The sequence below is a fragment of the Edaphobacter modestus genome (assembly GCF_004217555.1).
Classification (GTDB): Bacteria; Acidobacteriota; Terriglobia; order Terriglobales; family Acidobacteriaceae; genus Edaphobacter; species Edaphobacter modestus.
Genome location: NZ_SHKW01000001.1, coordinates 4233825 through 4246099, shown reverse-complemented (window position 1 = coordinate 4246099; position 12275 = coordinate 4233825). Strand labels below are relative to the sequence as shown.

9 protein-coding genes and 1 pseudogene are annotated in these 12275 nt (G+C 53.6%); all 10 read right to left on the bottom strand.

Translation table 11 applies throughout. The features are described from left to right. Positions 1 to 61 precede the first annotated feature (61 nt). Positions 62 to 252 (bottom strand): annotated as a pseudogene (locus BDD14_RS18010) (transposase); the annotation flags it as partial. A gap of 302 nt (positions 253 to 554) precedes the next feature. Then, on the bottom strand, positions 555 to 1283 hold the full coding sequence (locus tag BDD14_RS18005; RefSeq protein ID WP_130420014.1) for a hypothetical protein: 729 nt from the start codon (positions 1281 to 1283) through the stop codon (positions 555 to 557). A 712-nt stretch (positions 1284 to 1995) separates the two neighbouring features. Then, positions 1996 to 3018 (bottom strand): hypothetical protein, encoded by a 1023-nt coding sequence (locus BDD14_RS18000; RefSeq protein WP_130420013.1) that lies wholly within the window; start codon positions 3016 to 3018, stop codon positions 1996 to 1998. Between the two features lie 382 nt (positions 3019 to 3400). Beyond that, positions 3401 to 4402 (bottom strand): glycosyltransferase, encoded by a 1002-nt coding sequence (locus tag BDD14_RS17995; RefSeq protein WP_341273312.1) that lies wholly within the window; start codon positions 4400 to 4402, stop codon positions 3401 to 3403. A gap of 427 nt (positions 4403 to 4829) precedes the next feature. Then, a complete protein-coding gene (locus BDD14_RS17990; RefSeq protein ID WP_165420130.1) occupies positions 4830 to 6029 on the bottom strand; it encodes a condensation domain-containing protein in 1200 nt (399 codons plus the stop codon). 517 nt (positions 6030 to 6546) lie between these two features. After that, positions 6547 to 7443, bottom strand: coding sequence for an AraC family transcriptional regulator (locus tag BDD14_RS17985; protein WP_165420129.1), 897 nt, complete (start codon positions 7441 to 7443; stop codon positions 6547 to 6549). Positions 7444 to 7730: 287 nt separating this feature from the next. Beyond that, positions 7731 to 8375, bottom strand: coding sequence for a hypothetical protein (locus BDD14_RS17980; RefSeq protein WP_130420009.1), 645 nt, complete (start codon positions 8373 to 8375; stop codon positions 7731 to 7733). A gap of 1444 nt (positions 8376 to 9819) precedes the next feature. Continuing rightward, on the bottom strand, positions 9820 to 10704 hold the full coding sequence (locus BDD14_RS17975) for an NmrA family NAD(P)-binding protein (protein ID WP_130420008.1): 885 nt from the start codon (positions 10702 to 10704) through the stop codon (positions 9820 to 9822). Positions 10705 to 10793: 89 nt separating this feature from the next. Further along, on the bottom strand, positions 10794 to 11567 hold the full coding sequence (locus tag BDD14_RS17970) for an SDR family NAD(P)-dependent oxidoreductase (protein ID WP_130420007.1): 774 nt from the start codon (positions 11565 to 11567) through the stop codon (positions 10794 to 10796). Between the two features lie 41 nt (positions 11568 to 11608). Next, entirely contained in the window at positions 11609 to 12196 is a 588-nt protein-coding gene (locus tag BDD14_RS17965; protein ID WP_130420006.1) for an SRPBCC family protein, read from the bottom strand. Positions 12197 to 12275: the final 79 nt, after the last annotated feature.

Here is a 12275-nt window from a genome sequence, read left to right as displayed (position 1 = left end):
AGTCTGTTATCCCGTAGGCTTTGCATCTACCGGTGAAAGAGACTAGAGGCTGTTAATGACTTTAGTAAAGCATTTTGAAGATTCTGCTGAGCATGAGGCACGCGAAGGCGAAGTAGTGGAAGGCGGCGAGGGTTTGGGAGAGACGTTCGTAGTCTCTAACCAGACGGCGGAATCGCGCGGCCCAGGCGAAGCTTCTCTCGACGACCATCGGCGCGGCAGCAGGACGAAGCCACGTTTGGCCTCCGTGTGCTTGAACGCGCCCATACCAATTCATGAATTTCCAGCCCTGGGCGACAGGATAAGCTCGTCTTCTAAAACGAGTGCGTGCACAACTTCGTCGTCGATCAGGGTCTTATTCCGATCCAGCAACATTTCATCCTATAGCTGCAAATCAGGAGCGATCGCGTTGTACGAGCTACGTTCCATTTCGCCAGCCGCACGACCGGACTCGAGAGCAGATGACCATGCTCTTTGAGACGCCTGACACCGTGTAAGTTGTTCGATGTAACTAGCGGATGAGACTTCGGAAAGTCTCATCCGCTAAGGTTATTTCTTTAGTAAGCTCCCGCATTCGGATTAAATATCGAAGGTGTATTGGCTTTCATGGAATCCAGACCACCAGTCGATCCAGCAGTGCCGCTTAGATCCTGCTCGACTGCCTTAACATTTCCACTACCGATGTCCTCCAAAGCCTTGGACCCGGCCTGCATACTGATGCTGCCATCCTTCATCTGATCTTGCACTTCCCCACGAAGACGATCGAGATCGCCGCCTACGTGCGATGGGCGAGAACTCGGTGCGTTCCCTGCCGAATCAACCTCAAGGTTCATAAGATCGGGCAACTCAGAAGCCTCATTCCCAGAGATGCCTGCAGGCTGCCCACTGCCACCCTGAACCTGCCCGCGACCTCCTTGTCCACCACTTCCCTGGACCTGCCCACCGCTTCCTTGTCCACCACTTCCCTGGACCTGCCCACCGCTTCCCTGTCCACCTTCCTGCCCGCCAGTCAGCTGCTGCAATTCCTGAGAAAGCTGTTGCAATGCTTGGGAAAGCTCTTGCTCAAGCCCTTGAGGACCGCTTTGACCTTCGGGGCCACCTGCGCCGCTCGACTGGTCTGAGCCCTGAGTTCCGCCCATCATGCCGGCCACTGCCTGCTCAATTCCGCCAGCGGCCTGCTCCAGTGCTCCAGCAGCCTGCTCCAAGCCGCTGGCGGCCTTTTCCAGTCCACCCATTTCTCCCATGCTTGACATAGCACCCATACCCAATGCGCCTATCGCACCCATTTGAAGCTCCTTATAGAGGCCTTATCTGTTCTAGATTCAGCCTTTGAAGATCATCTTTCTACTAGTAACAACGAACGATCAGTCCTTTTATTCCTCTCTATAAAACTATTCCGAAAAAATAAAAATTCTCTACCCCGATCAGCGCAGATATATATTCTTCCCCCTGGAATACATACTGAATGTCTGGGCGGAGAGAGGTTTACTCCGCTCTTAGCTCATTTGTGGAGGGGCCATCGAGGAGATAAAAGCACATACGTTCAGGATGGGCGATCTGTAGGGGATTTACGTTCTTCCTAAAAAGTTTTTACGATATATGAAAGAACGATAGAAGGAATCGTTGCGGCTTGTTCAGCAAAACGGCCTGAGCAGTAGCAACGATGATCCATGGCCGACGTTGTCCACTCCCTTCGAGCGAAAGAAGATCGACGGCGACGTGATGGGATACAAATCACAATAGACGGAGTTTATGTCAGGTCTTTGTGGAGTTGATTGTTCTTTTATATGAGTTACAAATACTGGTCACTCTCGTCCTGTGTATCTCAACGGGGTGATGGCGCTATAAGACAGCCTTAAACGCCGAAGGGGTGGTCTGAACGGCCCTTCACCCAAAGCTTGATGAGCTACAGCGTCTGCCCATCCGCCGTCGCCAACGCCGTATCTGCCATAGGACGGCTCAGCACCACACACATGACAGAGTTAACAGAAGATCAGATCAACTCGTAATGCCAAAGTTTTTTGGATTCTCACCAATTTTATTCAAATAGTCCCCTATCTCTGTGGTGCTGCTGCCGTTCTGTTTAAGATGATCGACTTCTTTCTGCATATAGCTATTGAATTGATCTTGTGTAATTGGATGTCCATGGTCAGTGCCATCGAGCCGGATGTAGGGAGTCATCTCTCCTTCAGACGCGCCGATAGTTTCACCGAATTTATGGATGGTTGAGAAACCATTGTCATGGCTCAGAGAAAGTCCGTTCTCGTAAGCACTCCCCTCAAGCTTGTGGACCTCTGAGGCGACACTCGTGTTGTACTTAGCCGCTCCGCCCTTGGAAGACTCTTGCTCGATTTTCTTCTTAATTAACGATTCGCTTGCATTCGTGGTATTGAGGCCAGGCTTGTGTTTCCCTTTATGAGGGTAGACAGCGTCTGATTTTTCCGGCCATTTTCGAACCTCCGTCGAACTTTGACCCGCTTGACGTTGGGTTTGTTCCAATGAGCCTTTCGCGTAACCGAAGTGTTCCTTTGCAAGTCCTAAATTGCCCTCTTGCAGTGCAGATTTCGCATTCTCGAGGTGCCCTTCTACTTCTTTCCGAGAGTCATTTGGCAGCTTCTTCGCCTCACCGCCAACGCTGTCTAGCCCCTCCGACAATTCTTGATGCGTCTGCTTGACCTTCTCTTTCCCTGCATCATCTAATTTGTCATAGCGCTTCTGCAGCTTTGGATTGGAATCCAGCCAATTCTTAAAATCTGACTCGGGAGTCTTCTGCGATGGTTCTTCAGCCGCCGTCTTCGGAGAACGCGTCGACGTCGATGCTTCTGGTTCATGGAATTCGGGTGCATTGTCTCCTGCATAGGACCTCAGAAAATCGGAGCTCTCCGTCGTACCACCTTGCTCTGCCGCTGGCGCATTTTCAGAATCAGATGAACGTGGAGCCGCTGCTCCTGCAGATGTTCCCTCATTCGTAGAAACATGCGTGATGGGGGGAGCGTAAACTGCGGAATGAATCGAACTCATGGAATCTCCTCTTGAGCGCCAGTAGATGGCCGCTCACTATGACTTAACTAACGCGGCACTCGCAAAAATATTCCCCACCTAAACGCCGCATAAAGAAGCGTATCAAGTCACTCTCACCCACCGCGCCGTGCCGCTGCCACTCTTTGTCGAGTGTCACGAGCTGGTGCTGACAGCATTCACACAGCCCGCTCAGTAATGCCTTAAGCGGCAAGAATCCCACATCGAATGCATAGCATGCAAGGATGTGGGGGATCCTGTCTTTTATGAGATTATGTTCAGTGCGACTAGGTGGCCTGTTTACATTGATCGTGCCTCATAACAGCAACCTTCCCTCGAAGTCTATTCAATTGTTGCTCCTTCTGGCCCACGAGTTACTTGTCTCCTAGACTGCCAACCCCGACTCGTCGACGAATTGAAATGCTTGCTCGAGCATATCGACCGCCAGATCCAGCCCATGGGTCTGGGCAATCGTTCTCTGGAACCGGCGCGCTGTGTCTTTGTAGCTCGGGTTTCCTAAAACTTCTTGGATTGCAACAAACAGATCTTCCGTGTTCATCGAGGCGACCGGTACCGATTTACCCAAACCGTGGTAGACAATTCTGGCAGCAATGCCCGGCTGGTCGAAGCCGACAGGAATCGCCACCATCGGCACACCAAGCGCGAGCGACTCGAGCGTTGTGTTGATGCCGGCATGGGTAATGCACAGCTCAGCTCGTTTGAGCAGTTCTAACTGGGGAGCCTTGGAGACCACAATGGTCCCTGCCGGGATCGGGCCAATGTCATCCATCTGAATATTGCTACCTACAGAAAGGACCAGCTGTCGTCCCGGAATAGCGCTCGCCGCCTTCAGAATGATGCGGAAAACATCTGTTAGACCATTCACCAGTGTGCCCATAGAGGCATAGATCAGGGGTTCGCCGGTAAGCCTCTCCCAGGGAAAGGTCACACGCTCTCTCCCATGATCGTCATGAAAGGGACCAGCATAGTGAAATGCCGGAGCCCGGGGAACGTCTGGGAAGTCGAACTCTTTCGGTGTCTGGGTAATAACCGCCAGTTTCGAAATAGTTGCATTTGGAGTGTCCCAATCAATTTGCAACCCATGGTTTTCAGCCCAGGACCATGCCACCTGCTGAATCGGTTGAAACACAGAACTCATCTTCTTGACGGCTTCCATGTTCCTGGCCCTCGCCACGGGCGTGTCTTCGTAGTCCCAGCCAAACAAACAGGGCGGCGTTGCTCCGGAGCTGTCGATATGCAGCACATTCCAGATATGCGCAAAGGGAATACCCATGTTCATCGGAACAAGCTCGGCAAAGAAATGAATCGTATCAAGGACGAGAGCCTCTACGCCGCTGTGAACAAGCTTTTCCGGGAGTTGCTCCAACGTTATCCTAGTTCGCTGCGGATGCATCTCCTGGAAGGAGTAGCGGACAACATCCTCTCCCTTGAGCGTTGCCAGATGGGCATACATTGCAGGCGTGGTCCCGACGGGGTACTCCTCTTCCCCGAACGGGACAAAGTCCAGACCGGCGCTATGGACGATGCGCGCAGCATCCGGAAGGCCGAAAAATATTACCTCGTGCCCGCGCGCCTGCATCTTGCGGCCTAAAGCCGTCATTGGATGTAAGTGCCCGGTTAGCGGCATGCTGAGAAAGCCAATCTTCATTATTTACAACTCCCGCAAGACCGTTGTGACATCTGGTGTTTTGCCCCTCACTGATACATCAACACTTCGTCTCCAGTTTTATTTCACTCTCGACGAAGGCAGCAGGCCCGGAACAGGCAACGCATAGCAGGAAAGCATCTTGCGATCAGTCGCGGGTGTCCTCACAGGCCGCCCTGAATATCAATTCAGTATTTTCTAGAAGGTAAGGTATGAGGGAGTAGCTCGCGTGCAGCAATCTGATTGCCCCGTTTGTGGTTGCGATTCCGACGTTCTGTTCACCCTCGAGTCCTTGAAGAGCGGTTGGCCCCCAGACGGCCTCTAGCTTGAGCTCGCCGAATTCGGATTCATATGGTATTTGCCCGAGATTTGAAACCATGAGATCTCTAGCGAACGCCACAGCGGCAATCTGGGCCGCTGTCTCAACGTCCATATCTTTGAACATGATTGCTTCCAGGCCATGCAACGATGTAGAGAGTGATTGAAAGGTCTGAGATGGAGAGAGCTCCTTCTTTGCAATGCGCGCCAGCTCCCAAAAAGCCCTTGAATCACCAGGCTGAAAAGGAACCATACCTCCGACCAGGTAAAGGCCGCATGCCTCTCCCGCTCCCAGAGATGCCCGCACATTGATCGGCGATATCACGCGGACTGACTGTTTACGCCATGTATTTGAAGTCTTTCGACCTGCAAGAACTAACGCGGCGCAGAGCGCCCCTTGGACTGTAGTCCCTTCGCGTCGCGCCCGCTCCTTGAGGGCCGCAGTAAGATCTTCGTCTAACTTTCGCGCGGTGACCCTCGGTGCCAAACCATTGCCTTCTCGGTACAGTGCAGGTTCCGCTTGAGGAGCACCGGCTTGCGATGCCTCTGCTTGGACAGTCTCCTCTCCTTTTGCCAGTTTGCTTAGCAACTCTTCGGCTGTGCTACTGAATGAGAGAGCCTCAATCTGTCCACCAGAGAGCACCTGAAGAAGATCGCGGATCAGAAAGACGAGCGCCATTCCGTCAGCGATAGCATGATGAGCGATCATGATGAGAACAGCAGACTGCGGCTTATGGATTAGCACGCTCCTGATAAGAGGTGCTTGCTCCGGAGTAAACGGAACCGCCATCTCGCGGTCCAACTCCAACTCCCAGCATCCCTGGACACTTCCATCGACGACTCGAAGTGGTATTGGCGCTGCATCGACCTGATACAGAGCCGGTTGACCCTCCTCGTTTCTATTGATTGAGGTAGAGAGGACAGGATGACGTCTCTGCACTGCATCAAGCGCATCTCTCCAACTCTGCACCGTTGTAAAGCCTTTGACCTCGGCAGTCACCGTAAGGTGGGCCGGATGTTTCTGATCCATGAGCCAGAACAAACGCTCCATGGCACCCAACGTTCGGACTTCCTTTTTCAATTTGGTAGCCGGCATTACCGATGCATCCCGCAACATAGTCTTCCTCCTCATCTAACTTGAACTTCATCAGCATTCAACAAATCTTGCTGATACTTCATCGCGATTGCGCTGACCAATCGTCCTAAAAACATCACAATCCCTCTGGCAGTATCCCGCGTTCGCTTTTATCTGTTCCGTTTCAATTCCTCTGGAAATTTTGCGACGGTGATGCGATCTGCTCCAAAGGAAAGTTGATGCAAGCGATGAATAGTGGAAGTTAGAAGCGTGAGAAGCAGCGTCGCAAGGCCACACTCGTCAACAACGAGGGGTCTATTCTCACCGACGCGCTGCCTGTTCAGATGCGGTTGATGAATGCGACCCGCTCTTCGTAGCTAAACGTCTGGCGTTCTTGTCGGACGAAAACCGTCTTACCTAATTCTGTCGCGATAAGGAGGTTGGGGCGAAGAGAGATCTGATGTGATGGGAACTATAGTTGAGTGCGATACACGGAAGGTGGGACGCCTACAGAGTTTCTGAAGACTGTTGCGAAATGCTGTTGATTGCGGAACCCCACTTCCAATCCGACGTCAAGAACGGAGAGGCGGGAATCTGTAAGCAGTTCCTTACTTCGCTCGATGCGGAGCCGAAGCATGTATTGGTGGGGGCTCTGGTTTGTGCTTGCACGAAACTGAAAAGAGAAATGGGATAAACTCAGGCCCGCACAGTCAGCGAGGTCCTTCAAGCCGATTTGTTTGTCGATGTTTGCGTCCATGAACTCAACAACGCGTCGAAGGACGTGTGGAGCCATGCCCCCTTTGCCCGTAATCGATCTCGGAGTAAAGGTGTTGAAAGAGGTTAAGAGTATGTTGGCTAAGGCAGATTCAATGCAATCAACAAACAGTTTTCCTGCCGCATAGCCTCTGGCTCGCTCCGCATCCAGGGCAAACAACAAATGGGTTAGCCGGTCGTCTGTAACCACATGTCTCGGGACGATTTCGAGTGATCTCTCCGTGAGACGTTCACGTGCCGCTTCCACTAATGCGGAGTCCGGTATTCTGATCGAAAGTACACTGATCCCCTCGTCCCACTTGATGTTGTGCCATTCTTTTCGAGGACAAAACACGGCTTGGCCAGGAGCTACGGGAATCTTGGCAATGGTTGCGTCTTTCATCGAAAAGCCAATCACGGCGGGCTTCATAAAAAAATGGAGCAGCTGGTCTTCAAGAAGATGCGATTGCCAGCTTGTCGGCTCGAGTTCGCGGCGCTCTATAAGCAGGGATAATGAGGGAGATAACGGCCCAATGGGGGCCGCCTCGAACATCGGCTGCACGCTACCCTCTCGATGAGAGAGGATGCGGAATGCGCTTTCTTTCTCGGTATTCATTGTTTGTTCCGTAGCTATTCGATGGTCACCCCTTAGTAAGGATTCGCTTGAATTGTCACACAGCCGATCTGGACAGCGCGAGGAACGAACTTCGGTGTGCAATCTCGTTGGCCGCCTCGTCCGATATCCTCCTTGGCATGTGTAATTTCTACCGGGAACAAAGCTGCTTCTGCGACCCCAGAAACAGCTTTATCGCCTATCGTCTGCTCGCAATGACCCTGCAAGATCTTCCATTAATCTCTGTCACTCATTCTGAGAAAGTTTGCACCAGAACCCATCAAACCACCTTAGACCAAGTCATGAGCATTCGGATTGTATTGACCCAGCACTGGCTCGGGATCGCTCTTGGGACGGGAGCTCTGGAGAAATCCAACAAAACTGTTGTAGTAATGATTCGCGGTTGAAGAAACGTCATAGCCTTTATTGTGAAGATTCAACGCGCCGGAGGCGATGCTAAATCCTGTCCCAACTGTCTGCACAATGGTAGGCGCATTCCCAGAGACACCCGCCGCTGACGCAACACTCCCGACAGTCTTCAGGCTACTCCCGATTACCTGTCCCAAACGAACCATTTGCTCAGGAGAAAGCGACTTCCCTGCGGCGATAGCCTCATAGCCCTGCGTCAACGCATTCGTTCCTTCTGAGAGGGCCCAGGTCGCCGAAGATATCTTGCCAGCCAGAGGACTTCCGTTGAGCCCCTGCACACCGGTAATTCCGGAAACAGTGTTGGATAACCCCTTCATGAGATCGAGCCCTGCAAGTAAGAGCTGCTTCTTCTGTTCTGGAGAAGAGGCAGAACCTAAAAGGCTGCTGAATTTGCTTGCAGCCGCCCCGGTCTGCCAGACACCTCCTGCTGCAAACAGGCCCTCACCGACTTTCCCTACCGTCGCATTGCCTGCAAGGCCTCCTGCTTCAGAAAGAACGTTACTCACTTCTCCCGTAACCTTTCCGGCGAACGTGTTGAATCTCGCTGCCTCTGAATGTCCACCGCTTTCCTCCTCAGGAGTCTCCGCAGCCGGCGAGGGAACTCGGCGTAGAGGCTGGAGCGGCCCAAGCAACGCCGGCGTAGAGGCTTCTGTGTGGGGTTTTACCGTTCCGGAATTTGAAGGACCTGCCTGCACCAGAGGTCGTGGAAGAAGCTGAGGTCTCCGTACTTCTTGCGGTTGACGAGCTGTGCTTGCCTCATGGGATATGGCTGCAGAACCCTCTTGCTTCTTGTTCTCCGAAGAAAAAACGCCTGAGCTCTGGGGTTTCACTCCTCCAGAAGTTGAACTTCCTTCCTGTTTAGGATTCGGCGGACGCATACTCGCTTTCTCTTCTTGATTCAGGCCACCATCAGGAGCCGAGGCCGAACTTCCAGATGGGTCGGCTTGCGCCTTGCTTGTTGGAGGATACGTGTGCAAGCTCTGCGGATTGACTTCTCCAGAATCCCGAGTGCTCTCTTGTTCCGGGAGAGGATGGATTTCCTGCTCCGCTAGCTTTGCAGAGGAGCCTGCACCCTCTGGAGAACTATCCGGAAACATGAAATCCGCTAGCACATGGGCGATCTCGGCGAGGGAAGGTTGTTCAAGATGCGTAGAGAATGAAAGAGGTGTGGTCTGGTGTGGAGTTGCCTCTATCTGCGGCTGAGCTGAATTTCCCTGTACCTTTTGACTTTCCGGCAACACTTCTTCTGTAATAGCCGTGCTCTGCTCGTTCCCAACTAAACTATTCAACGGCGACATGAATCTCAACCCTCCAGCCTTTTCTCTCTCCAGCAACAAATGAACGTAAGAGAGAGACGTAGACATACTCTAGAAGACCTACCCTAAGAAAGGCGTAAAGAGGGATGTGATGATTCTGAAGAATCGTGACCTTACTAGCCTTCCGTTGTCGGAGCGAAGAGAAATTCTTCAATCCCATCATCAAGACTACGGTAGCGGTCCCGGCAATCCAGAAGTGACACTGAGTCGCTCATTGTGAGTTGTTGCTAAATCGCCGATGCGCATAGCGGCCTGAGTCCGATTGTGGAAAGAGATCCCAACTTGCGCTTGGTCGAGGCGCCGAAGGAACTGCAGGGATTTCATTTCCTGATGACTTGGCACCCGAGACTCAATACCGATCCGCGACGCACGTGGCTTCGCGAGGCAATCCGAGTGGCGACTGCGCCTTCATTATAAAGGGCCCCTAAAAATTCCTGACCTCTCTTTCGGGCAGAGATGACTAGCAACGCAGATCTGGTGACCTCTGGCATAGCTTTGGTTGAATGCCCTGACGCACACGCATCGCAGTGCGCAGCTCTGACTCACCGGTCTGGGTCAGGCCCTCAGCTAGATACTTCAGCAACTATCGATCAGGTCCTCCGGAAAGGAAGAGGCGGCCTCGACAGCCCGCCCCTTAGCTCACGTCCTTACTGCGAGTTACGAGCTGAGTGATCACCTCACAAAGTGGCGTCGCTCCATCCACATGCTCTGTTCCGGGTACGCCAAAGTGAATCCAACCGGAGTTGAATCCATCGACCATCTCCGCCCGAGGCGCCGTCCGCCCCTCCGGCATTCCTTGTGAGACCCATAGCATCTCCCATTCCGCCCTGGGAACGGCGATCGCCTCGACAGGGCGCCCAACAGCATCCGCAAAAGCATCTGCTATGTCGAGTGGACTGTAGCCCTCCGGGCCCGCAACTTCGATATGGCGGATACCGGTCCAGTTCTGGGTGAGCGTCTCTGCACCGACCTTGCCGATGTCCGCAGTCGCAACCAGAGGAAACTTCTGGTCAAGCGGATGGAGCTGAAACCGGATCTTGCCTTCATTCCGCGCGCTCGCTACGTCACCGGCTGAGTTCTCAAAGAACCAGCCGGCGCGAAGAAACGCATGGGAGAACGGAAGATCGCCCAGCGTCTCTTCAAGGAGGTGAGAGCTCGTGATCAAACCCAATCCGCTGGCCTGTTCCGCCCCTATGGATGACAGATAGACCGCCTTCGACGGCAGAGCTCTTGATAGTGCCTCATGCAGGACCTGCAACGTCGACTTGGTCTCGGCGAAGCCCGGTGCCGGCGCGAAGTTTGGAGGAACCATTACGAACACGCCAGCGACACCGGTGAACGCAGCCGTAAGCGCATCCACGTTGTCGTAGTCGGCTTTGAAGAGCTCCGCACCTTGCTCCTGCCACTCTGCCGCTTTCTCGGGATTCCTTACGATTCCTCGAACCTTCTCGCCCTTTGCAAGAAGCGTGCGCGCAACGGCACCGCCTACATTCCCTGTGATTCCCATGACTGCATACATATTGATGGCTCCTAGTTTCTATCGTGGTTATGGGGTGACGTCGGCCAACCGAAGTGGCGTTTGTCACCAAAAGATTCGTATCAAGCTTGCTACTCGGGCAGAGCGATACCACTGAGGCGCTCGCAGATCGCGAGGAGTCGATCTTGCTTGGCAAGGTCGTGGGCAGCTGGAAGAGCGCCCTTTTTCCTTAGGTGATAGAAGTACTCTTCAGTGACGAGTGCCTCAGGTTGATCGCTTGCAGCAAGCCAAACCTGGGTGCGATGCGCCTCGTCCAGAGCATCCGTTGCCTCGGAGCCACCCATCTTCGTCGGGACCCAGCCCGGCTCGAGTGCATTCGAGAGAACTCCTGGCCAACGTCGTGCGATACCAAAGGCGAGGAGCACGTCGTGGAGCTTCGTGTCGGAGTAGGCTTGTTCTCCGTCCCATGCGCGAGCCTTCCATGTCAGGTCCGCAAGGGTCGGATCCCCGTTCTGATGAAGCATGGAGCTGAGATAGACAAGTCGCTTCGGCTTCGCGATCAGGGCTGTCAGAATGTAGGGAGCAATCGTGTTGACCGCGAAGACATGAGAGAGACCATCTTCCGTCTCGATTCGCTTCGGCTCCTTGTAGCCGACGGCAGCATTATGGATGACGGCATCGAATGCGCCGAGCGCATTGACCTGCTCTGCGACCTTTCGAGTTTGAGTAATTGTGCTGAGGTCGCCGACTACGACTGCCTCCGCCTCCGGGACGTTCCTCTTTGTCTCGTCGGCGCGGGTCTGGCTTCGGGCGTGCAAGACGACCCTGTGACCCTGCTCGATGAGTAGTTCCGCCGCCATCCTGCCGAGTCCATCAGCAGATCCGGTGATGAATATGCGTGCCATAGTCTTGCTCCTTCCTATCTGGAAATGATTTGTTGCGAGTGTCAGTGCTTCTCCGACCGGTCCCTCAAGGTCGTCAGCCAAAGCTGATGCCCCTCGTGCATGGCGTTCGGTTGCTGCTCACGGAACTGAATGGCACCAGGACCCTTCACAACCTCTTCTGTGACGACGTGGCACCCCTCAGGGGCCTTGGTAAGAAGGAACGTGTGATAAGCATGGAGGTCCTTACCATCTCCGAACCATCCGAGGCGGCTACTCGACTCAAACTCCCACACGCGGCTTTCGATGTGAAATCCGAAGGTCTCCCACGAGATTCGTGCCTTCTTCCGGAGCCGATGATCTGGAGTGTTCAGAACCTTGACGTCCTTCGAGTTCGAGTACCAGGAGGGCCAAGCCTCTGCATCAACGAGATTCGAGAAGGCGGTCTCGCATCCGGCTCGGATGTCGATCTCATTGTGTGCAAAGAGGTCCGCCTGCTCGGGCTCGAAGCCCTTGGGCCAATGAATCTGATTGTTACGCAATGCGCCGTCCCCGTTGAACGTTAGTCCCTGATGTGTCGGCACCTGCGCATGACCGTTCATGCCGAATATTGCAGCAGCGAGTAGCACTGCACATGTTCTACGAATCACCATGCTCCTTACCTTTCCCTCTCAGTGCTTCCAACTATCTGACTCACGGGGATTGATTTGGAACTAATCTTCGCGGCATTTC

Excerpts from the sequence above, each read along its gene's own strand:
- BDD14_RS18000 (WP_130420013.1), bottom strand. The coding sequence starts at position 3,018 with ATGAGTTCGATTCATTCCGCAGTTTACGCTCCCCCCATCACGCATGTT.
- BDD14_RS17975 (WP_130420008.1), bottom strand. The coding sequence starts at position 10,704 with ATGTATGCAGTCATGGGAATCACAGGGAATGTAGGCGGTGCCGTTGCG.
- BDD14_RS17990 (WP_165420130.1), bottom strand. The coding sequence starts at position 6,029 with ATGGATCAGAAACATCCGGCCCACCTTACGGTGACTGCCGAGGTCAAA.
- BDD14_RS18005 (WP_130420014.1), bottom strand. The coding sequence starts at position 1,283 with ATGGGTGCGATAGGCGCATTGGGTATGGGTGCTATGTCAAGCATGGGA.
- BDD14_RS17970 (WP_130420007.1), bottom strand. The coding sequence starts at position 11,567 with ATGGCACGCATATTCATCACCGGATCTGCTGATGGACTCGGCAGGATG.
- BDD14_RS17985 (WP_165420129.1), bottom strand. The coding sequence starts at position 7,443 with ATGAATACCGAGAAAGAAAGCGCATTCCGCATCCTCTCTCATCGAGAG.
- BDD14_RS17965 (WP_130420006.1), bottom strand. The coding sequence starts at position 12,196 with ATGGTGATTCGTAGAACATGTGCAGTGCTACTCGCTGCTGCAATATTC.